Below are 24,511 nucleotides of genomic sequence, written 5' to 3'. Positions count from 1 at the left end.
TCCCGGCGGTAAATCGCCGCTTCGCGGTCCCTTCGGCTTATTCCTTCCGGCTTATCGGGGACGGGCGGAGGTAACATCCCTGTAAAGCCCGCCCTCTCGGCGCATCCCTGCGCCTCGCCCCGGCCGGAAGGCAAACGCCTCAGCGATTTACAGCCGGACCTGGGCATCGCTGTAATCCCTCCGTTATTCTGAAGGCACGTTAATGCTTCTGATTTCAAATAACTGGGAATACTCGGCCCTCCGTAAAAGGGGGTTCACATTTTCAGGAAAGGTGGTTATGTTGGCGCGATAACTGTTATTTATCGGGAAACAACATGCGCACAAAATATACGGGTCTGCAAATCAGCATTCACTGGCTGGTTTTTCTGTTAGTGATTATGGCCTATTGCGCCATGGAATTCAGAGGTTCGTTCCCGCGAACCGATCGTCCGCTTATTAATATGATCCACGTTTCCTGCGGGATCAGCATCCTGGTGCTGATGGTGGCGCGCCTGCTTATCCGCCTGAAATTCCCGGCTCCGCCCATTCAACCGAAACCAAAAGCGATGATCACCGGGCTGTCCCATCTGGGGCATCTGGTTATCTACCTGCTGTTTATTGCGCTGCCGCTGATCGGCATGGTGATGATGTATAACCGGGGAAATGACTGGTTTGCGTTTGGCCTGACGATGCCGCATGCGGCGGAGGGGAATTTTGACCTGGTGGATACGCTAAAAGCGTGGCACGTAACGCTGGCGAATCTGGGGTATTTTGTGATTGGTTTGCACGCCTTTGCCGCGCTGATGCATCACTATTTCTGGAAAGACAATACGCTGCTGCGCATGATGCCGAAAAAGCGTCAGTGACCGATAATGCCCTGCCAACCCGCAGGGCATTTTTTTTGCGGCTTATTGCAGTTGCGCGCGCTCCTGCGCCGTTAAATCCAGTTCCTGAGTTGTACCCGTTTCTGAAGACTTTACCGCCGCTTCCAGCACCGCCATCACCGCCAGGGCTTCCACCGGATGGACCGGATTGTCAATCTTGCCGTTCAGGGCATCGCGCACGTTTATATAGTACTGCCGCTGGTCGCCTTTTGGCGCAGGGATAGCGCTGGCTTCACCCTGGGCATTAAACAGCACCATAGCGTCGCTGTCCTCACCCCAGCTTTCGCTACCCGGAATGACGCCTGCCAGAAGCTGGGCTTCCTGCTGATCGATGCGCGCTTTCACCACGCTGGCCTTATCGCCGTGGACGGTAAAGCGGGCAACGCCGCCTGCCACCAGCATGCTGCAATGGAGGACCACTTTGTGTTCAGGATAGTTCAGCACCACGTGCGCCCAGTCGTTAATTTCCGCACCGTCACGCAGGGTGGCGATGTTGCCCTGTACCGACAGCGGCAGACCAAAAAGCTGTAGCGTCTGGTCAATCATGTGCGGGCCTAAGTCGAACCACAGGCCACTGCCGGGAACATTTTGCTCTCTCCAGCGCACGCGAACCTCCGGGCGGAAACGATCGATATGCGATTCAAAGTGTTTTACCTTGCCGATACTGCCTTGCTCAATCACCTGCTTAATGCCGAGAAAATCGCTGTCCCAGCGGCGGTTATGGAAGACAGAGAGCAGGCGTTGTTTTTCTTGCGCAAGCGCAATCAGATCTCGCGCTTCCTGCATATCCAGCGTAAATGGCTTATCCACCACTACGTGCTTGCCGGCGTTGAGCGCCAGGGTGGCCAGCGGCGCATGGGTCGCGTTAGGGGAGGCGATAACCACCAGGTCGATATCCGGGTGCTGAATAGCCTCTTCAGGGGTGGCAACAACGTGGACGTCCGGCAGATCGCGTTTGACCTTTTCTTCATCCCTGGATGAGACCACCGCCAGCTTCAGGCCGTCGACGGACTGGATCAGCGGGGCATGAAACGTCTTACCCACAAAACCATACCCGATCAGCGCAATATTCATTGTCTTCACTTTATTCATGACCTTCTCCACGTTAATGCGCGCAAACGGTAACCTGCACGGCGCTATGGTCCCCGAGCTCTGCCCAGGGACGATCTAAAAACAGTTGATGAATCTGGGATAACCCTGAAACCAGATAAGGTTCGCACTGGTTGAGTTTAAGATGATCGGCGACTACCCAGTGCGCCTGGCTTGCGGCCAGCATGGCACGCTTCACCTCGGCATCCGCCTCCTGACTGGCGCTCAATCCGAGCTCGGCATGAATGGCGCATGCGCCAAGGATGGCGATATCCGCCCGGTAGCGAGAGAGCAGCGAAAGGGTGGCGCTTCCGGCAAACAGGCGCTGTTTCTGATCCCACTTTCCACCAAGCAGGATCAGATCGATATCTTCCCGATCGCTAACCTGCTGGGCGATATCAAGAGAAGGGGTGATGATGGTCAGCGGTCCCTGCAGGAAAGAGGCAACGGCCAGAAGTGTGCTTCCGGCGTCCAGAAAAAGCGTCGAGCCCGCAGGTACGCACTGCGCAACCTGTTTACCCAGCCGCTGCTTGATTTCAGGCAGTAAGGTATTCCTGCTAACTCGGTTCATCGTCGAGAGATTCAGCGCGATGGCGCCGCCATGGTTTTTTTGCGCCAGTCCCTTTTTTTCCAGATCGGTCAGATCGCGACGGATGGTATCCGCCGAAACCTGCAACTTTTCTGCCAGCTCAGTGATGCTGGCCTGGCCTTGTTCAGTAATAATTTCAAGTACATATTTTTGTCTGGCGGTTTTATGCATGGGTGCAGCATCCTGCAAAATGTCGCAATACTATGCAGTTTACAGCATTTTACAGGAAAGGGAATCGTAACAGGAGGGGGATGTTGTCCAAAAACAGTTTAATAAGGTGAATATTGAATTAGCATTAATCAGTCATCAAAAACATGTATGTATCGTTTAGACCTGATGTTAACGCTATGTTTTACATGGAAATTTGGTTAAAGCTACCGAATAAGGAGTTCGAATAAGAATATAAAACCAGATTATAAATATAAATTGGTGCTTATATCTATTGGATATTCTTTTTAAAGTAAAATAATTTAATATTAATCAGCGAATGACTTAAATTGACAGTTCTTTGAAAATCTTTGTGTCTGATTCGAGATGAAATAAACGCAAAAATGTACATCAAGGTGTTTCAGAATTTTCCTTAAATTACAGAGGGTTTATATGATTCAGCGTAAACGCATCTAATAGCCATTTGTCCAGAAACCCCATCTTTTTTCTTATTTGTAACACCACATTAACATTACGGATGTGGTCGCTCATATCACATTTTGTTATGCTGCGAATCAATAAATATTTAAGTAAATTCTTAAAAGAAAAAAAGAGATTGTACGGCTCTCATCTCAATTGAAATGGGTGTGGGCGACTATTGGCGGAATTTATCAAACAGGAGTGGGGCAAATAGGGTGAATTATTTGTACCTCTTCCTGGTAATTATTTAGCCATCACCTGAAGTCCGGGGGTATTATAAAGATGAAATGCAATAACAGGATGCTCAGATTATCTGCTTCCCTGACCTTAATTTCACTGGTGGTGACTGCGGCTCATGCAACTAACGGTCTGGTAGGGATATCTCCCGTTGCGGCAATGACGATGAAAGAAAGTATTCTTTTCGCTCTTGACCGCGACCCGTCGGTGAGTCAGCAGGCTGCACAGCTGGGGATTGGCCAGGCACAAATAGACGAAGCGCGTAGTGGCTGGATGCCACAAATAGCCCTGAACGGGAGTACGGGTCACAGCCAGACCACCGATTCGAGCGGCTCGTTGCGAAATTCCGCAGCCTGGGGGCTGAGCCTGACGCAGCTTGTGTACGATTTTGGCAAGACCAATAACAGCATCAGCCAGTCTTCAGCTCAGCGTGACAGCTATCGCTACCAGCTGATGAGCACGATGTCTGCCGTCGCGGAAAAAACGGCCCTCAGCTATGTGGAAGTGAAACGCTACAGCGATCTGTTACAGGCGGCAACAGAGAACGTGCAGGCGCTTAAAAACGTTGAGCAGCTGGCAAAACTCCGCGCCGATGCAGGGGTAAGCTCCACCTCTGATGAGCTTCAGACCCGCACCCGTATTGCCGGAATGCAGGCGACGGTAGAGCAGTACAATGCGTCCCTGAACAGCGCCCGCGCGCGGCTGGCGGTATTAACTGGCATACAGGCTGAACGCTATTCACCGGTTCCGGGAGGTCTGGCCGTGGAGTCGGATTCTCTCAATCGAATTGATTATTCACTGATCCCAACGGTGATGGCCGCGCAGAACATGGAGCGTTCAGCCCAGTACGGCGTAGAAACCGCGAAGTCACAGCACTGGCCAACCTTAAGCCTGAAAGGGGGCCGCACCCGGTACGAGTCTGATAATCGCGCGTACTGGGATGATCAGATCCAGCTCAATATTGATGCACCGCTTTATCAGGGCGGCGCGGTCTCGGCGCGCGTCCGTCAGGCCGAGGGCGCAAGGGCAATGGCATCGTCTCAGGTCGATCAGGCCCGTTTTGATGTCCTGCAAAAAGCCTCCGTCGCACAGGCCGACTGGACCGGGGCGCAAGGACGTATGGAGGCCGGAAAACGTCAGCTGGAAAATGCGTTGCGCGCCCGCGACGTCTACAAAAATGAATATACCCTGAGCAAGCGCAGCATTAACGATCTGCTCAGCGTGGAGCAGGATGTCTGGTCTGCCACCTCAGCGAAAATAATGGCTGAATACGATGGCTGGAGCGCGGCGATTAATTACGCCTCCGCGGTGGATAATCTCATGCCGCTTATCGGAATAGAGAAAAACGCTGCCGCGAAATTACCTGATTTGAGTTAAAAAAGGCGCGCCTTTCTGCGCGAAATAAGTCAGACAATAATGGGTGGTTTTTCCCAGGGATAGTTACATCCCTCTGGTGGACATAACCACAGGAATACGCGCACCTGCAAGGAGAAGAATATGAGTAACGCAAAAGTTGTTGATGTTATCATTCGAAAAACGGCAGAAAAAACGAAATTAACCGGTGAAGGGAATCTCTCGGTCTCTATTTCATCGCCGAGCGTGATTGAAATTCAGGGTTCTGCTCAGGACGTGGTGCGTTATGTCCGCCAGGGGAATGACCTCCTCATTTATATGAAAGATGGCAGCGTGATCCGCTGCAATAATTATTTTGTCGAAGACACGGAAACCCATAATCATTCCGAACTGGTATTTAACGATAACCAGGCGTTGACGCATATTTCATTTGCCGATGCCGGGGAAGCATCAGGCGTTGCCGCCACCGAATTAACCGCCCAGGCTGCACCCATTAGCAGCATTGAACCTTTTCTGGAGCAGGGAAGCGTCTTAAGCGATGCGCCGTGGGGCTGGATTGCCGGAGCGGCGTTGGGAGGCGGTGCGATTGGCGCACTGCTGGCTCACGGCGGTGACGGCGAAACCAAAACAAAAGTTATTGATAATACGAAAGAAGTCGAAAGCGCCACGCCAACATTTTTGCTGACGGATAACGCGGGTGACAAGCAGGGGGTGCTGAGTGCAAAAGAGGTCACGGATGATAACACCCCAACCTTCAGCGGTACCGGGCAGCCGGGCGCGACCATTCAGGTTAAAGACAGCAGCGGCAGCACCATCGCCAGCACCATGGTCGCAAAGGACGGCACCTGGACGGTAACACTTCCGACCCAGGCGGAGGGGGAACATACCTGGTCCGTCGTCCAGATCGACGGCAGTAAAACGACCTCTGCGGGCAGTATTACCGTAACCGTTTCTACAGCGGATACCAGCGTGACGCTCGCCACCACGGCGGGCGATAACGTGATCAACGCCAGCGAGCAGGCCGCTGGCTTTACGCTGTCCGGCACCAGCAAAAATCTGGCGCAGGGAACGGCGCTTACCGTCACGCTGAACGGTAAAACCTATTCCGCAGAAGTAGGGGCAAACGGCGCATGGAGCGTGAAGGTGCCTGCTGCTGACGCGCAGGCGCTGGGCGATGGTACCTGGACGGTCAACGTCAGCGGCAAAGACGCGGCGGGCAACACCGTGACCGGCAGCCAGACGATTGGCGTCGATACCGCTGCGCCAGCAATTTCTGTCGACACGATCGCCCAGGACAACATCATCAACGCGGCTGAACATAATCAGCCGCTGACGCTGACCGGAAAAACCGATGCGGAAGCGGGCCAGATTGTGACGGTCACGCTGAACGGCAAAAATCACACGGCGACCGTGGGCAGCGACGGCACCTGGTCCGTTACGCTTTCGGCCAGTGAAGTACAGGCGATGGCTAACGGCGAGCACACCCTGACGGCAAACGTCAGCGACAAAGCGGGTAACGGGGCCTCCACCACCGCCGATTTCACGGTCGATACCGTAGCGCCAGTGGTCACTATCAACACTGTCGCGGGCGACGACATTCTGAACACCAGCGAGCAGGGGCAGGCTCAGATTATTTCCGGCCAGGCGAACGGCGCGGCGGCGGGCGACGTTGTCACCGTGACCGTTGGCGGCAAGACCTTTACCGGTGTCGTCCAGGCGGACGGCAGCTGGAGCGTCGGCGTGCCAGCCTCTGTCATTGGCGCGCTGGGTGAAGGTAGCCACAGCATTTCGGTCTCCGTTACCGATGCGGCGGGCAACACCAGCAGCGCGACGCACGGCATTACGCTCAGCGGCAACCCGCCGGAATTTACCCTTGACCCCATCAGCCAGGATAACGTCCTGAATGCGCAGGAGGCCATGCAGCCCCTGAGCCTGAGCGGGACCAGTAATCTGCCGAACGGCAGCGCTGTCACCGTGACGCTGAACAACGTTAACTATCAGGCCACCGTTGAGAACGGTAGCTGGTCCGTTCAGGTGCCGGTTTCCGACGTGCTGGATCTGGCGAATACCCTTTACACCGTGAGCGTCAGCGGCACCGACAGCGTGGGTAACAGCGGCTCCGCCGAGGCGAATCTGCTGGTCGATACCGCGCTGCCGCAGGTGATCCTCAACACCTTTGCCGCGGATAACCTGGTCAATAACGCCGAAGCGGCGGTTGACCAAACCCTCAGCGGACGCGTCACCGGCGCGGCGGCGGGCGATACCGTCTCTGTCACCGTGGGCGGCAAGAGCTACACCGCGACGGTTGGCAGCGACCTGAAATGGAGCGTGACCATCCCATCGGCCGACCTTCAGGCGTTTGGCGACGGCGAGTTAACCTTCAGCGCCTCTGTCACGAATGCGCACGGCAACACCGGCACCGGCGAACGTGATATCAACATCAACGCCGAACTGCCGGGCCTGCGCGTGAACACGATCTCTGGCGATGACGTGATTAACGCCATTGAACAGCAGCAGGATCTGGCCGTGACCGGCTCCAGCACTCATCTGGCCGAAGGCACACAGATCACCGTCACCATCAATAATGTTGAATACGTCACCACGGTTAACGCCAGCGGCAGCTGGCAGATTGGCGTGCCGTCAGCGGACCTGCAGGCATGGACGGCGGGAGGCATGACCGTCAGCGTCAGTGCGGAAGATGCCTGGGGCAACACCGTGGCGGCTGAACACCCGATCGAGCTTGACCTGAACGCGGTGGCCGTCACCATCGATACCGTAACCACTGACGATAGGCTCAACGCGGCGGAAAAAGGCGCGGATGTCACGCTTTCCGGTCAGACGCAGGGCGTAGAGGCCGGGCAAACCGTGGTGGTGAAATTCGCGGATCAAACCTTTACCGCACAGGTGCAGCAGGACGGCTCCTGGCGCCTGACCGTTCCGGCGAGCGCGATGGAAACGCTGATCGACGGGCGGGCGCAGGTGAGCGTCAGCGTGACTAACGTCAACGGCAACAGCGCGGACGCCTCACGCGTGGTGACCGTCGATACGCAGCCGCCAGCCATTACGCTTGATAACCTGACCGACGACAACATCATTAATGCGGCAGAAGCGCAGCAGGATCTGGTGCTCAGCGGCAGCACAACCGCTGAAGCGGGCCAGACGGTCACCGTGACGCTGAACGGTAAATCTTACCAGACCACGGTCCAGGCGGACGGTCGCTGGCAGTTGAACGTGCCTGCCGCCGACGTTGGCGCGCTGACCGATGGCAATGTCACCGTCACGGCCACCGTCAGTGACGTGGCGGGCAACAGCAGCAGCGCGGACCGCGTTGGGCTGGTGGATGCCACCGTGCCGCAGGTGACCATCAACGATTTCGTCACCGACACCAACACCGTTAACCAGTTGGCCCATTCACAGGCGCAGATCCTGAGCGGCTCCGTCACCGGCGCGGCGGCGGGTGATTTGGTCATTATCACCATCAATAACGTGGACTACACCACCGTGGTGGATGCGGCGGGCAACTGGAGCCTCGGCCTGCCTGCGTCCGTCGTTCAGGGGCTGACGGACGGCACCTGGACCATTAACGTCTCCGTGACCGATCGGTCCGGCAACACCGGCAGCAGTTCAGTGGATGTGGTGGTCAATACAGTCACGCCTGTAATCGGTATTAATACGCTGGCAGCGGATGACGTGATCAATGCGGCAGAGAAGGGCGAAGATCTGCTGCTTTCCGGTACCAGCAACCAGCCGGAAGGAACCACCATCACCGTTAATCTGAACGGTATCAACTATGCAGCCACCACCGACGCCAGCGGCAACTGGAGCGTTACCGTACCCGCCTCTGCGGTGAACGCGCTGGGTGAAGCCAATTACACCGTGACGGCGAGCGTCACCGATAATGTGGGCAACAGCGCCTCTGCCACGCACGATGTGCTGGTGGACAGCTCGCTGCCGGTTGTTACTCTCAACAACGTCGCGGGCGACAATATCGTTAACGCGGCGGAAGTGGCCGCAGGGCAAACCCTGACCGGGAAAGTATCGAACGCGGCATCGGGCGATACCGTCACCATTATCATCGGCGGGCAGACATACACGGCTACCGTACAGGACGATCTCACCTGGAGCCTGCCGTTAACCCAGAGTCAGTTAACCGCGCTCGGCAACGGCGACCTGACCGTATCGGCCAGCGTGACGAACGCGCACGGTAATACCGGATCGTCTTCCCTGGATGTCACCATTGACGCCCAGTTGCCCGGCCTGCGCATTGATACCGTCGCCGGTGACGACGTCATTAACGTTATTGAACACGCGCAGAACCTGGTTATCTCCGGCACCAGCACCGACCTGGCGGCGGGTAGCACCGTCACCGTGAGCATCAACGGCAAGAGTTATTCCGCCTCGGTACTGGCGGACGGCACCTGGCAGGCTGCGGTTCCGGCCGCGGACGTCTCCCGGTGGGCGGATGGAGCGCTCACCATCAGCGCCAGCGCGCAGGATACCTCCGGCAACCCGGTGAACATCGGTACCGTGGTGGATGTCGATCTCGCCCCGGTGGCGATAAGCATCAACAGCGTGACGGACGACAACGTGCTGAACGCGGCAGAAAAAGGCCAGGATCTGGTGCTGTCCGGCTCCTCCTCGAACGTTGAAGCGGGCCAGACCGTTACCATTATCTTTGCGGGTAAAACCTGGACCGCGATGGTCGATGCCAACGGCGACTGGACCTGCACCGTACCGGCTGCCGATCTGAGCGGCCTGAAGGACGGCGACGCCAGCGTACAGGTCAGCGTAACCAACGTGAACGGCAACGCGGCCTCTTCCTCGCAGGCATTCAGCGTTGATACCGCCGCGCCAGCGGTCACCATCAACACCATCAGCGGCGACAACATGCTAAATGCGGCAGAGGCGGCGCAGGACCTGACCCTGAGCGGGACGTCTACTGCCGAAGCAGGTCAGACGGTCACCGTGACCTTCAACGGCAATCAGTACACCGCCCAGGTGCAGGCAAACGGTAGCTGGACGCTGGATGTACCGGCGGCGGATCTGGCGGGGATCGCAGACGGTAGCGCGGCGGTCACGGCGACCGTGTCCGATAAAGCGGGCAACCCGGCCAGCGCGGGGGCGTCCGTGCTGGTCGACACTACCGTGCCGCAGATTACCTTCAACATTGTGGCGGGCGACGACATTGTTAATATTGCCGAGCACGGCCAGGCGCTGATTGTCACCGGCAAGGTGACGGGCGCGCAGGCGGGCGATGTGATTACCCTGACCCTGAACGGCAAAGACTACACCGCCATGCTGGACGGTGCCGGTAACTGGAGCGTGGGCGTTCCGGCGGCGGACGTGGGCGCGCTGGCTAACGGCGATCAAACGATCTCCGCCACGCTCACCGATAAAGCGGGCAACAGCACCAGCGCGACGCACGCGTTTGACGTCTCCCTGACCGCGCCGGTGATTGCCATCACTACCCTGGCGGTTGACGACGTGATCAACGCGACCGAGAAAGGTCAGGATCTGCTGGTCTCCGGCACCAGCAACCAGCCGGACGGGACCCGCATCACCGTAACCCTGAACGGTATCAGTTACGCCGCCACCACCGATGCCAGCGGTAACTGGAGCGTCACCGTTCCGGCGGCAAACGTCTCGGCACTGGGCGAAGCGAGCTACAGCGTGACGGCCAGCGTGACCGATACCGCGGGTAATAGCACGAACACCAGCCATAGCGTGCTGGTCGACAGCGCGCTGCCGCAGGTCACCATTAATGCAGTTGCCACCGACGACGTGATTAACGCAGCGGAAGTGGCTTCCGGACAAACCCTGAGCGGGAAAGTGAGCGGCGCGGCGAGCGGTGACACTGTCACGATCGGCATCGGGGGCAACACCTATACCGCGACGGTTCAGGACGATCTGAGCTGGTCGGTTAACGTGGCATCTGACGTCTTAACCGCTATCGGTAACGGCGATCTCACCGTAACAGCGAGCGTGACCAACGGCCACGGCAACACCGGCACCGGCGAGCGCGACATTACGATTGATGCCAGCCTGCCGGGCCTGCGCGTGGATACCGTGGCAGGCGACGATGTGATCAACAGCATCGAGCATACTCAAAACCTGATTATCACCGGCTCCAGCGACGGGCTGGCGAGCGGATCGGCGCTGACGGTCACCGTCAACGGCAAAACCTACGCAGCAACCGTGCTGGCGGACGGCACCTGGACGGCGGCTATTCCGGCGGCTGACGTCGGCGCGCTGAGCGCAGGTACAGTCACCGTGACCGTTGACGGCCAGAGCGCGGCGGGTAATCCGGTTTCCATCAGCCATGACGTGAAGGTGGATCTGGCGCCGGTCGCCATCAGCATCGACGCCATCGCTACCGACGACGTGATTAACGCAGCCGAGAAGGGTGCGGATCTGGTGCTGTCCGGCTCGACCACCAACGTGGAAGAAAACCAGACCGTTACCATCAGTTTCGGCGGTAAGACCTATAGCGCGACGGTGGATGCCAGCGGCCACTGGACGGCGACCGTACCGTCTGCCGATTTGGGCGGTCTGAAAGACGGCGACACCAGCGTGCAGGTCAGCGTCACCAACGTAAACGGCAACAGCGCCTCTGCGGGCCGCGAGTACAGCGTGGATGCCACCGCGCCGACGGTGTCGATTGAAATCGTCAGCGACAACAACATCATCAATGCTGCCGAAGCGCAGCAGGATCTGGTCATCAACGGCGTCTCTGACGCGGAAGCGGGCCAGACCGTGACCGTGACCCTGAACGGCGAGAATTACACCACCACCGTGCAGACGAATGGCAGCTGGAGCGTCACCGTACCGTCTGCGGATGTCGGCGCGATTTCCGACGGCGATTACACCATCACGGCAGCCGTCCTGGATAAAGCGGGTAACCCGGCCTCGGCGGATCGCGATGTGCTGGTGGATACCACGGTGCCACAGCTGACCATTAACACCGTTTCCGACGACGACGTGATCAACAGCGCCGAGCATGCGCAGGCGCTGATTGTCACCGGTTCCGTGACCGGTGCGGCGGCGGGTGACGTGGTGACCGTCACCATCAATAGCAAAGATTACACGGCGACCCTGGACGCTTCCGGCAAGTGGAACGTAGGCGTGCCTGCGGCGGACGTGAGTGCTCTGACCGCAGGGGATCACACCATCACCGCGGCGCTGACCGATAAAGCCGGAAACAGCAACAGCACAACGCACGAGGTTGAAGTCAACCTCACCGCGCCGGTGCTGACCATTGACACCGTGTCCGGTGACGATGTGATCAACAACACCGAGAAAACCCAGGATCTGACGATCTCCGGTACGGCTTCCGGCCTGGCGGCGGGCGCGGTGGTGACCGTGATGCTCAACGGCAAAGCGTACAGCGCCACGGTAGCTACCAATGGCCAATGGACTACAACCGTTCCGGCGAGCGAGGTGGGGCAACTGGGTGAAGCGCTTTACACCGTGTCGGCCTCCGCGACGGACAGCGTCGGCAACAGCACCAGCACCTCGCACACCGTGAACGTGGAATCCGTTCTGCCTGGCGTCATCATCAACACCGTGGCGGGCGACGACGTGATCAACACTGCGGAGCTGGCAACCGGCCAGACCATCAGCGGTAAGGTGGTGAATGCCGAAGCGGGTAACACCGTGACCGTGACCATTGGCGGCAACAGCTACACCGCAACGGTGCAGAGCGATCTCACCTGGTCCGTTAGCGTGCCGGAGTCTGTGCTGACCGCGCTGGGCAACGGCGATTTAACCGTGTCAGCCAGCGTCACCAACGGCGTGGGCAATAGTGGAACGGGCGAGCGCGAAATCGTGATAGACGCGAATCTGCCGGGCCTGCGCGTGGACACCGTGGCGGGCGATGACGTGATTAACAGCATCGAACACGGGCAGAATCTGATTATCACGGGTTCAAGCGACGGCCTGACAGCGGGTACGGCGCTGACCGTCACTGTAAACGGTAAAACCTATGCGGCTACCGTGCTGGCAGACGGCACCTGGAGTGCGGCGATCCCTTCTGCGGACGTGAGTGCCCTTGCCGCAGGCACGGTCACCGTGACCGTTGAAGGGCAGAGCAGCGCGGGCAATCCGGTGACTATCAACCATGATGTGACGGTGGATCTGGCAAACGTCGCCATCAGCATTGACGCCATCGCTTCCGATGACGTGATCAACGCCGCCGAGAAGGGCGCGGTTCTGGTGCTCTCCGGCACCACTGCGAACGTGGAGGAAAATCAAACCGTCACCATCGCCTTCGGCGGCAAGAACTACACCGCCACGGTGGACGCTGAGGGTAAATGGACCGCCACTGTGCCATCTTCGGATCTGACCGGTCTGAAAGAGGGTGATGCCAGCGTGCAGGTAAGCGTCACCAACGTGAACGGCAACAGCGCCTCGGCGGGCCACGAGTACAGCGTGGATGCTACCGCGCCGTCCGTGACCATCAACACGATTGCCACAGACGATATCCTCAACGCCACGGAAGTGCAGTCAGACCTGGCAATCTCCGGCACCAGCACCGCCGAAGCGGGCCAGACGCTGACCGTGTCGCTGAACGGCAAAGATTACACCACAACCGTGAGCGCGGACGGCAGCTGGACGCTGAACGTTCCGGCGGCGGATCTGGCAGGATTAACCGACGGCAGCGTGACGGTCACTGCCTCAGTCAGCGACAAGGCGGGTAACCCGGCATCGGTTGATCACACTCTGACGGTGGATGTGACCGTTCCTGGGGTGACCATCCACACCGTTGCAGGTGACGATGTGATTAACGTGGCTGAACACAATCAGGCGCAGATCGTCAGCGGCTCCGCCACCGGCGCGGCGGCGGGCGATAAGGTCACCGTCACGATCGGCGGCCAACACCGGCAGCGGCACGCATAATGTGACCGTCGATACCGGTCTGCCGTCGGTCAGCTTTAACGCCATCAGCGATGACAACGTACTGAACGCGGTAGAAAAAGGGCAGGACCTGAGCGTCAGCGGCACCAGCGCCAACCTGGCGGAAGGCACCGTGGTGACCGTCATTCTGAACGGTAAAAACTACACGGCGACAACTGCGGCAGACGGCACCTGGAGCCTGACCGTTCCGGCGGCGGATCTGGCGAGCCTGGGCGAAGCCAACTACACCCTGAGCGCGACCGCCACCAACGGCGTGGGCAACAGCGTGAGCAACACCGCGAACCTGCTTGTCGACACCGCGCTGCCAACCGTCACCATCAACACCGTGGCGGGCGACAACGTGATTAACGCGGCGGAAGTGGCTGCGGGGCAGACCCTCAGCGGCAAGGTAACGAACGCTGAGGCGGGCAACACCGTGACGGTGACCATCGGCGGCAACAGCTACACCGCGACGGTGCAGAGCGATCTGACCTGGTCCGTGAACGTGCCGGAATCCGTCCTGACGGCGCTGGGCAACGGCGATTTAACGGTGTCAGCGACCGTCACTAATGACCATGGCAATTCGGGAACGGGCGAGCGCGATATCACTATCGACGCCAGCCTGCCGGGGCTGCGCGTGGATACCGTGGCGGGCGATGACGTGATCAACAGCATTGAGCATGGTCAGAATCTTATCGTCACTGGCTCAAGCGATGGGCTGGCGGCGGGCACTACGCTCACCGTGACCCTGAATGGCAAGACCTATGCCGCGTCGGTACTGGCAGACGGCTCCTGGACCGCGGCGATCCCGGCGGCAGACGTGGGCGCTCTGGCCGCAGGCACGATGACCGTCACCGTAGCGGGCCAGAGCGCGGCGGGCAATCCGGTCTCCATCAGCCACGACGTCACCGTCGATCTGGCAGCCGTGGCAATCAGCATCGATGCCATCGCCACCGACGACGTGATTAATGCGGCGGAGAAAGGCGCGGATCTGGTGCTTTCCGGCAGCACATCCAATGTGGAAGAGAACCAGACCGTGACCATCACCTTTGGCGGCAAGTCTTACACCGCCAAAGTCGATGCCGACGGCAACTGGACGGCGAGCGTGCCTTCCTCGGATCTGGCGGGTCTGAAAGACGGCGACGCCAGCGTGCAGGTGAGCATCACCAACGCGCACGGCAACAGCGCTTCGGCGGGCCGCGAATACAGTGTAGATGCCACCGCGCCAACCGTGACGATTGACACGGTCGCAGGCGACAACGTGATCAACGGCAGCGAAGCGGCTGCGGGCGTGGCCATTTCCGGCACCACCACGGCGGAAGTCGGTCAGACGGTAACCGTAACCTTCGGCGGGAACAGCTACACCGCGCAGGTTCAGCAGGGCGGCGTCTGGAGCGTTAACGTGCCGGGCACAGACCTGTCCGCCCTGGCGGATAACGGCTACACCGTGCAGGTGAGCGTGAGTGACGCCGCGGGTAACCCGGGCAGCGCGGGTAAAGCGATTACGCTTGATACTAGACCGCCGACCGTCAGCTTTAACGTTGTGGCGGGCGATGACGTCATCAACAGCGTGGAGCACGGGCAGGCGCAGATCGTCAGCGGCACCGCAACCGGCGCCAGCGTCGGCGATAAGCTGATTATCACCATCGGTTCGAATCAGTACACCACCACCGTTGACGCCAGCGGTTACTGGATCGTGGGCGTTCCGGCCAGCGTGATTTCCGCACTGGCCGACGGCACCGTAACCCTCAGCGCGACTATCACCGACAGCGCAGGCAACAGCAGCACTCAGACCCATGACGTGGTGGTAAATACCGCATCGGTCGCGCTGACCGTCAACACCCTCAGTGGTGATGACGTGATCAATGCGGCAGAAGCGGGCGCGTCGCTGGTTATCAACGGTTCCAGTGCGCAGTTCGCCAGCGGTACGCAGGTCACTATCACCCTGAATGGTAAGAGCTATACGGCCACCATTCAGAGCGACGGCGCCTGGCAGACCACCGTTCCGGCCGCCGACGTGGGCGCTCTGGCCGACGGCGCGAGCTACCAGGTTTCTGCTTCGGCGCAGGACAGCGCCGGGAACAGCGCCTCGGCGACGCATACCATCAGCGTGGACACCACCGCGCCGGTGATTAGCGTGAACACGTTGTCGGGCGACGACGTGCTGAATGCGGCGGAAGCTCAGCAGCCGCTCACCGTACACGGCTCTTCCAGCGCGGAAGCAGGCCAGACGGTGACCGTCACGCTGGGCGGAAAAACCTACACTGCGCTTGTCGGCAGCGATGGCACCTGGACGCTGGACGTTCCGGCGGCAGACCTGGTCGCACTGAGCCAGGGTGCGCTGACGGTGACCGCCGTGGTCAACGATAAAGCCGGTAACAGCGGCCAGACGACCCATACCTTAACGGTCGATACCGTCGCACCAGCCGTCACCATCAGCACCGTGGCCGATGACGATATCGTCAACAACGCCGAGCAGCTGGCGGGGCAGACTATTAGCGGGACCACCACCGCGGAGCAGGGCCAGACGGTGACCGTCTCCTTCAACGGGCACAGCTATCAGGCGACCGTTGGATCAGACGGTTCGTGGTCGGTCTTCGTGCCGGGCCGCGACTTCCTCGGCCTGAGCGATGGGGATTACACCATTACGGCTACGGTGAGCGATAAGGCGGGTAACCCGGGCAGCGCAACACACGACGTGACGCTGAACGGCGACGTGCCGACCATCGTCATTAACACCTTTGCCCAGGACGATATCGTCAACGCCGCCGAGCACGGCACGCCGCTAATTGTCAGCGGCACCACCGACGCGCCTGCGGGCCAGACGGTGACCATTACGCTTAACGGTAAAACCTACACGGCTACCGTTCAAAATGACGGCACCTGGAGCTATACGGTCGGCAGCGCAGACGTGACCGCGCTGGCGGACGGCGGTTCGTACGTGATCAATGCGCAGGTGAGCAACGCCATCGGCAACAGCGCCAGCGATAACCACAGCGTCACCGTGGATCTCACCGCACCGTCAATGGGGATCAGCATTGATTCCCTGCAAAACGATACCGGCCTGAGCGCGAGTGACTTCATCACCAACGATAAGCAGGTGGTGGTGAACGGTTCGCTATCGGCGCAGCTCGGCAATAACGAGAAGGCGCAGATCAGCCTCGACGGTGGTTCAACCTGGATTGACCTGACCGTGACCGGCACCACCTGGCGCTACACCGATGGGCGTACCCTGACGGACGGGACGTACCCGTACCAGGTGCGCGTCATTGATAATGCGGGGAACGTTGGGGCAACGGACAGCCAGGACGTGGTAATCGATCTGACGAAGCCTGCGGCGACGAGCATTACCGTGGATTCCGTCTCGCAGGATACCGGCCTGTCCGACAGCGACTTCATTACCAGCGACAACCAGATTAGCCTGAAAGGGACGCTCGGCGCGGCCCTGGGCAGCGGCGACCACGCGCAGATCAGCCTGGACGGTGGCGCGACCTGGACTGACGTGAGCGTCAGCGGACTGAGCTGGACCTACGTTGATGGCCGCACGGTGGCCGACGGAGACTACAACTACCAGCTGCGGGTGATTGACGACGCGGGGAATATCAGCGCCACCACCAGCCAGGTGGTGACCATTGATACCGTCGCGCCGGACGCCAGCAAAACGATCGCTATCGACAGCATCAGCGACGATACCGGCCTGAGCAGCAGCGACTTTATCACCAATGATACCTCCCTGACGCTGCACGGCTCGCTCGGCGCAACGCTGGCCGACGGCGAATATGCCCAGATTAGCATCGACGGCGGAGTCAGCTGGCAGAACGTGATCGTCACCGGCAACAGCTGGTACTACGTGGACGGCCGCACGCTGATTAACGGCACCTATGACTACTATGTGCGGGTAATAGACATCGCGGGTAACATTGGTGGGTCGGCATATCAGAAGGTGACCGTGGACCTGGTGGCGCCTGATAGTGCGATTACCGTCAGCATTGACAGTATTTCAACCGATACGGGCTATAGCGACAGCGACTTCCTGACTAATGATACGTCACTGACTATCAATGGTTCGATTGGTGCGCCGCTTTCCAGCGGTGAATATGTGCAGATCAGCGTCGATAACGGTTTGACCTGGCAGTATGTCACGATGAATGGCAACCGCTGGAGCTTCATCGATATCCGCGATTTGCCTGAAGGGGAACATACCTATCAAGTTCGGGTTGTAGATTTAGCGGGGAATACAGGCGCAACGGCTGAGCAGGTGGTTACCGTCGATCTGACGCCGTCTAACACCGCAGCGACAATTATTAGCTATACGGATGAGGTAGGCTCATCACGCGGTGAGTTTAGTGCTGGCACGACAACAGACGATCGTTTGCCTGTGCTAAACGGCACGTTGTCTTCCTCGCTTTTGACCGGCGAGCTGGTGCGTGTGTATCGCGCCGACGGCACCTTGCTTGGCGAGGCTGACGTAAACGGTACTTCCTGGTCCTTCGCCTTGACGGATCCGCTGGTAGATGGAGAAAAAGGGGAATTTTATGCGGTCGTTGTCGATGCCGCTGGAAATGAAACCACACCTTCACCTGTGTTTGATTTCACCGTTGATTTGCAAATGTATGTAGAGGTGCAGGATACCCTGGATACCACGCCGATTATCACCGGCCGCGTTGACTTCGAGATCCTCGATGGTGAATACGTTGAAGTGACGGTCAACAATGTGGTTTACAGTTCTCGCAATGGCGTTGTCGTTGTTGATCCTAAGAACAGTACCTGGTACGTGCAGATCCCTGACGCAGACGCCCTGGCGCTAGGCACATATGATGTCAAGGCTGCACTTTACAAAGCTGACGGCACGCAGATCACGGCGGATGACTCCGCGAACGAGCTGACGGTATCACCGACGCCGGAAATAAGTTTTACCTCGACCGCAGCCTCTTCGCAGGATACGGGCACGGCACTGACCCTGGCTGAAGATGGCTCATGGAGGATCCTCAGCAATTCTACGGTCTTTACCCAGAACGCAACCAGTTCGACGACGTTAGGTTCATTCAGCTCCGTCGCAATCAGTGGTCCGGACAGACAGCAGCAATCAACATTTGTCGACTTTGACCGTGATGGCCTGATGGATATCCTCGGTGCAGATACCAGTTATGCAAATGGCCAGCAGTCTTTCAAATACAATGCGGACGGCACCTACACCACCTTCCAGGTGGGTTCTAATGGCGTTGCGGGACAGACAAATGATGTCAATGGCAACACATGGAGTTGGTACGGCGGCGTAATGGGCATTGATATTGATGGGGATGGATTTGTCGACATGGTATACGGCGATGGATCTCCAAACGATTCCAACGCACCGGGTGGCTATGATACGCAAATCGTAATGAACACGGACGGCACTATTATCGGCTTTGACAAAAGTGGTGCTTATGTTGAAACCGCTACAACCCAGGATGGGGTGGCATCGACCAACAATAACAATGCGCAAATGAGCCGCGATCTCTCTGGCGTGGATCTCAACAATGATGGCTATGTCGACATTGTGTATCACGGGACGGTAGGCACCAACTATACCTCAGGCGGAGGCTCCAGCAGTGCGAATACCCGACTGGTGGTCGCGACCAATGGCGTGGATGCAAACGGTAATTATACGCTGACTAATACCCAGATTGTGACGGGGGTTTTCTATGGAAATCAGGGGACGACGAGTAATTATTACACCACTATGACCTGGGCCGACCTTAACGGCGATGGCTATATGGATCTCTTTGTGGGGGGGCTAACCGGTCAGGGTAACGCCACCAGTGCCGTTTTCTACAACGATGGTGCCGGGAATTTAACCGCGGCGGCTAACGGTGTGGGAACCGGGTCGAATGTTCAGACCTTCGGCGACAGCGTAAACAGCATGACCTCGCTGGCGGTGGACTGGAACGGTGATGGCAAGATGGATCTGATCGAGATTGCGGGAGCAGCGGGCAGCACAGTTGCCACTAACGCCAACAATATCGGCATGCTCTGGCTCAACAATGGTGTGAACGCCGGTACAGGGCAGGTTAACTGGTCATCGCAAACGCTGTTAACGGGCGCAAATCAGGGCAGCACTAACGTCACCACGGGAGCACTAGCGCTCGACCTTGATTATGATGGCGATCGCGATTTAGTCGTGTTCCGCGCGGCGGGTGGCAAGACGGAGTACATCGAAAATACCAGTACCATCAACGATGGATCCAGCATCATTCTGCGTATTTCTGACGCCAACGGTATTAACGCCTTCTATGGTAATACGGTACTGCTGGTAGACGAGAGTACCGGTAAAGTTGTTAGTTCACAGGTCATTAACCCGCAGGGCGGCGTGAACATGAACGATTCGACAGGGCTGGTGTATTTCTACGGTCTTGATGCGAGCAAGTCTTACAGCGCTGTACTGCTTTCTAATGCTAATGACTTTGGCGGTGTTTCGTCCGTCAGTTTCGACTCTTCCGGGACAACGAATACCATCGAGAACGTCAACGCTTCCTGGGCGGGACTCAAAGCGGTAGAGAAGAACCATGCCTATGTATTGACCGCAGAAAATGGGGATGCAGTCGTTGATAGCGCCCAGGCCGCAACGGATGGAAGCAATTCAGCAGGTATTGTAGGAACAGGTTACAACGACACGCTATACGCAACGGCCGGTACGCATATTTATAACGGTGGCGGCGGTAGCCGCGTGGTATCCGATGTGAACGTCTGGACCGCCGAAGGGGGAATGGATATTGTCGATTACAAGCTCGCTGGTTCGACAGCGCTGAATATCGATCTCAGTAAGACCGGTATGCAAGAAACAGGTTTTGGTTCTGCACGGTTTGTCAACATTGAAGGGCTGGCTGGTGGAAATGGTGACGATGTCTTTACAGGCAATACCGCGGATAACTTCTTTGAAGGCCGCGGCGGTAACGACACCTTCAACATCGGCAGCGGCGGTCAGGACACGCTGCTCTATAAGCTGATCAACGCGTCTGACGCGACGGGCGGCAACGGTAGCGATGTGGTGAACGGCTTTACCGTCGGTACCTGGGAAGGGACGGCAGACACGGACCGCATCGATCTGCGCGACCTGCTTTCCGACAGCGGCTATACCGGCACCGGCTCGGCGAGCTACGTGAACGGCGTGGCGACGCTGGACAGTAGCGCGGGCAACATTGCTGACTACATCCGCGTGGTGCAGAACGGCAGCAACACCGAGATCCAGGTTGACCTCGACGGGACGGGCGGCCAGTTCTCGCCAACCACCCTGGTGACGCTGAACGGCGTGCAGACGGATCTGGCGACGCTGCTGGCAAATCATCAACTGTTAATTGCGTAAAACAACGCCGCGGGGAGCGATCCTCGCGGCTTTTTGCGTTTCTTTACATTAATAGCCATAACCCTCTATTTCACAAGATTATTTTGCGGGCTCGTTTAGGTAACGTTCGATTTCTAATCATCTCGCAAAGGTATCATTTCAGTGCGAAATCATCGCCCTGAACAGGACGTAGCATTATGAAGACACATCCACAGTACGAACCCTGGTTGCAGGGCATGCTCATCATCGCTAAGCACTATCGGCTGGATTTTTCGGCGGAGCATGTTCGGGTCACGATTAACCATGAAAGCCAGTCTTCGCGCCAGCTGGTGCTGGAGGAGATGGCGCGCCAGCTTGGGCTGGGGATGCGTTGGGTAGCGGCGGAAGCCGTATCGCTCGACCCGTGGCGCTTACCGCTGCTGGCGGAGTTCACCGGCGGGCAAATCGCGGTCATCAACCGTATGGACAACGAAGGGAACATCAGCGTGCAGTTCAGCGGCGACGGCGGCCTGGAGACGACGCTGACGCGTGACGAACTCGGTTCGCGGTTTAAAGGGCTGATGGTGCTGCGTCCCCTGGAGTCCACGCCGGATGCGCGCGTGGATGATTACATCAAACCCTATGAGAAAAACTGGTTCTGGCAGCTGGCGCTGAAAGACTGGCGTCGTTACAGCGATATTATGCTGGTGGCGCTGGTCGCCAACGTGCTGGCGCTCTCCGGCATGGTCTTTTCCATGCAGGTGTATGACAGGGTGGTGCCGTCCCAGTCGGAGGCCACGCTGTGGGTGCTGTTTGGGGGCGTGATGATCGCTATCGTGTTTGAATTCATCATGCGCATGCTGCGGGTGCATATTTCGGATGTGGTAGGGAAACGCGCCGACCTGCGTATTTCCGAGCGCGTGTTTGCCCACGCCCTGCGGATTAAAAACGGCGCACGGTCGAAATCGACCGGGTCGTTTATCGCCCAGATCCGCGAGCTGGAGTCGGTGCGGGAGCTGATCACCTCCACCACCATTGCAGCCATCTCCGATCTGCCGTTCTTCCTGCTGTTCGTCTTCATTCTGTGGATGATTGGCGGCCCGCTGGTGCTGGTGGTGCTGCTGGCCGTGCCGCTGCTGCTCATTCCCGGCCTGCTGGTGCAGCGCCCGCTGGGAAAACTCTCCAGCGAAGGGATGCGTGAATCGGCGATTCGTAACGCCACGCTGGTGGAAGCGGTGCAGGGGCTTGAGGACATCAAGCTGATGCGCGCCGAGCAGCGGTTCCAGAACCAGTGGAATAACACCAATGACGTTGCCGCCAGCGTCGGCATGAAACAGCGCTGGCTGACGGGGCTGCTGCTGACCTGGACCCAGGAGGTGCAATCTATCGTCTACGCCGTGGTGCTGCTGGTGGGCTGTTACCTGGTCATCAGCGGCGACATGACCACCGGTGCGCTGGTGGGCACCTCGATTCTGGCGTCCCGCACCATTGCGCCGCTGTCGCAGATTTCCGGCGTGCTCTCCCGCTGGCAGTCAGCAAAGGTGGCCCGCAAGGGACTGGATGACCTGATGCAGCGTCCGATTGACGATCCCCAGCACGGCAAAAAAGTGCATAAAGCCCACCTGCGCGGTGATTATCAGCTGGACGACGTCGGGTTTTATTACGACGAAGAAGAGAAGCTCACCGTGCTGAACGTCAGCAAACTGCGCATTCGCGCCGGGGAGCGCGTGGCGGTGCTCGGGCGGAATGGTTCGGGGAAAAGCACTTTGCTGCACCTGCTGGCGGGAATGCAGGAGCCACAGCAGGGCAGCATTTTGCTGGACGATATTGCTCTCAATCATCTTGACCCGGCTGACGTACGCCGCGATATGCAGCTGCTCAGTCAGCAGGCGAGGCTGTTCTTCGGCTCCGTACGCGACAACATCCTGATGGGTAATCCGCTGGCGACAGACGAGGAAATTCATCAGGCGCAGGTCAACAGCGGCGCGCTGGAGTTTGTGCGCAAGCAGAAAATGGGGCTGAACACCATCATCAACGAGGGCGGAATGGGGCTTTCCGGCGGGCAACGTCAGGCGCTGTTGCTGGCCCGCGCGCTGATCACCTCGCCGAATATTCTGCTGCTGGATGAACCCACTGCCTGGCTGGATGAGGTCAGCGAGAAGCAATTTATCCAGCATCTGCACCAGTGGCTCGGTAAGCGCCGGACGCTGGTGGTGGCGACGCATCGTCTGCCGATTCTGGACCTGGTTGACCGCATTATCGTGCTGGAAAACGGCAAAGTGGTGATGGATGGCCCTCGTGATGCCATTTTACGCCAGCACGGAATGGCCCCGCAGCAGGCGCCGCAGCGCACGGTTAAACTGAAAACGGAGGGCGTGGCATGAATGATTTCTCCCGCTTTAATAGCCGACTGAAGGAGCCCCGCCTGCCGCGATCGTCGCTGGTGGCATGGTCGCTGTTTGCCCTGCTGGTGGTGTTTATTACCTGGGCCAGCCTGTTCCAGCTGGATGAGGTCACTACGGGCAGTGGCAAGGTGATCCCGTCCTCCCACGAGCAGGTGATCCAGTCCCTGGAAGGGGGGATTATCCACAGTCTGATGGTGCGCGAAGGCGATATCGTCGAGCGTGGTCAACAGCTTGCCCAACTGGACCGGACGAAAACCGAGTCCAGCGTGCTTGAGAGCGAGTCTCGATTAAATGCTGCGATGGCGACAGCCGCGCGTCTGAATGCTGAAGTGAACGACACCGGGCTGACATTCCCGGCAGAGCTGGATGACGACGTTGAGCTGGTTAAACAGGAAACGGCGCTTTACCAGTCTCGTCGCGAAAGCCTTGAAAAAGGGCTGGCGGGTTTACGCCAGGGAGCGGATCTCGTGCAGCGTGAACTGGCATTAACGCGCCCGCTGGTGACGCAGGGGGCGGCCAGTAAGGTCGAAGTCTTACGCCTTGAACGCCAAAAAAATGAGCTGGAGAGCAAAATCACCGAGATGAAAAACCAGTACTATGTTCGCGCCCGCGAAGAACTGGCGAAAGCGAACGCGGAAATCGAAGCGCAGCGTTCGGTGATGAAAGGGCGCGAAGACTCACTCACCCGCTTAACGTTTAATGCGCCGGTGCGTGGCATCGTGAAAGACATTGACGTGACGACGGTTGGCGGGGTGATCCCGCCGAACGGCAAACTGATGAGCCTGGTACCGCTTGATGACCAGATGGTGATAGAAGCAAAAATCTCGCCGCGCGATGTCGCGTTTATCCATCCCGGGCAAAAAGCGCTGGTGAAAATCACCGCTTATGACTATTCCATTTACGGCGGGCTGGAGGGGGAGGTGACGATGATTTCACCGGATACCCTTCAGGACGAGGTGAAACGGGATGTTTATTATTATCGCGTTTATATCCGTACAGACAGTAACCATCTGACTAACAGGCAGGGCAAGGAATTCCCGGTGTTTCCGGGCATGATAGCTACGGTTGATATCAAAACCGGCAGTAAATCCGTCATTGATTATCTGCTGAAACCGTTAAATAAGGCAAAAGAGGCACTGCGCGAGCGATAAAAAAG

7 protein-coding genes and 1 pseudogene are annotated in these 24,511 nt (G+C 58.2%); 6 read left to right on the top strand and 2 right to left on the bottom strand.

The window, feature by feature from the left end; genetic code table 11:
- Positions 1 to 314 precede the first annotated feature (314 nt).
- The gene (gene cybB, locus CKK19_RS09355) at positions 315 to 845 is read left to right on the top strand and encodes a cytochrome b561 (RefSeq protein WP_063853658.1); all 531 of its coding nucleotides are present in this window, start codon (positions 315 to 317) and stop codon (positions 843 to 845) included.
- A gap of 42 nt (positions 846 to 887) precedes the next feature.
- Here the strand turns inward: cybB and CKK19_RS09350 are convergent, their stop codons facing one another.
- Positions 888 to 1,955, bottom strand: coding sequence for an oxidoreductase (locus CKK19_RS09350; protein WP_063853657.1), 1,068 nt, complete (start codon positions 1,953 to 1,955; stop codon positions 888 to 890).
- A gap of 13 nt (positions 1,956 to 1,968) precedes the next feature.
- The gene (locus tag CKK19_RS09345) at positions 1,969 to 2,712 is read right to left on the bottom strand and encodes a DeoR/GlpR family DNA-binding transcription regulator (RefSeq protein ID WP_032624296.1); all 744 of its coding nucleotides are present in this window, start codon (positions 2,710 to 2,712) and stop codon (positions 1,969 to 1,971) included.
- A gap of 756 nt (positions 2,713 to 3,468) precedes the next feature.
- Between CKK19_RS09345 and CKK19_RS09340 the strand changes: the two genes are divergently transcribed.
- The 5 genes and pseudogenes from CKK19_RS09340 to CKK19_RS09320 all read left to right on the top strand — a co-directional run bounded on the left by CKK19_RS09340 (position 3,469) and on the right by CKK19_RS09320 (position 24,506).
- On the top strand, positions 3,469 to 4,782 hold the full coding sequence (locus CKK19_RS09340) for a TolC family outer membrane protein (RefSeq protein WP_223861947.1): 1,314 nt from the start codon (positions 3,469 to 3,471) through the stop codon (positions 4,780 to 4,782).
- A gap of 120 nt (positions 4,783 to 4,902) precedes the next feature.
- Positions 4,903 to 18,073 (top strand): annotated as a pseudogene (locus CKK19_RS25370) (Ig-like domain-containing protein); the annotation flags it as partial.
- 186 nt (positions 18,074 to 18,259) lie between these two features.
- Positions 18,260 to 20,992, top strand: a complete 2,733-nt coding sequence (locus CKK19_RS25405; protein WP_412523763.1) for a beta strand repeat-containing protein — start codon at positions 18,260 to 18,262, stop codon at positions 20,990 to 20,992.
- A 176-nt stretch (positions 20,993 to 21,168) separates the two neighbouring features.
- The gene (locus CKK19_RS09325; RefSeq protein ID WP_225455103.1) at positions 21,169 to 23,334 is read left to right on the top strand and encodes a type I secretion system permease/ATPase; all 2,166 of its coding nucleotides are present in this window, start codon (positions 21,169 to 21,171) and stop codon (positions 23,332 to 23,334) included.
- On the top strand, positions 23,331 to 24,506 hold the full coding sequence (locus CKK19_RS09320) for an HlyD family type I secretion periplasmic adaptor subunit (RefSeq protein ID WP_022648066.1): 1,176 nt from the start codon (positions 23,331 to 23,333) through the stop codon (positions 24,504 to 24,506). The genes CKK19_RS09325 and CKK19_RS09320 overlap by 4 nt, the downstream gene beginning before the upstream one ends.
- The last annotated feature ends 5 nt before the right edge of the window (positions 24,507 to 24,511 follow it).

Origin of the sequence: Enterobacter sp. CCUG 70166 (assembly GCF_020224095.1) — a bacterium.
In the GTDB taxonomy this organism is placed as follows: Bacteria; Pseudomonadota; Gammaproteobacteria; order Enterobacterales; family Enterobacteriaceae; genus Enterobacter; species Enterobacter intestinihominis.
Note: the sequence above shows the minus strand (reverse complement) of the source record. Positions and strands in the feature narration are given on the sequence as shown.

Bases quoted from the DNA above. Each gene is read 5' to 3' on its own strand.
- cybB (WP_063853658.1), top strand. From the start codon at position 315: ATGCGCACAAAATATACGGGTCTGCAAATCAGCATTCACTGGCTGGTT.
- CKK19_RS09350 (WP_063853657.1), bottom strand. From the start codon at position 1,955: ATGAATAAAGTGAAGACAATGAATATTGCGCTGATCGGGTATGGTTTT.
- CKK19_RS09345 (WP_032624296.1), bottom strand. From the start codon at position 2,712: ATGCATAAAACCGCCAGACAAAAATATGTACTTGAAATTATTACTGAA.
- CKK19_RS09340 (WP_223861947.1), top strand. From the start codon at position 3,469: ATGCTCAGATTATCTGCTTCCCTGACCTTAATTTCACTGGTGGTGACT.
- CKK19_RS25405 (WP_412523763.1), top strand. From the start codon at position 18,260: ATGTATGTAGAGGTGCAGGATACCCTGGATACCACGCCGATTATCACC.
- CKK19_RS09325 (WP_225455103.1), top strand. From the start codon at position 21,169: ATGAAGACACATCCACAGTACGAACCCTGGTTGCAGGGCATGCTCATC.
- CKK19_RS09320 (WP_022648066.1), top strand. From the start codon at position 23,331: ATGAATGATTTCTCCCGCTTTAATAGCCGACTGAAGGAGCCCCGCCTG.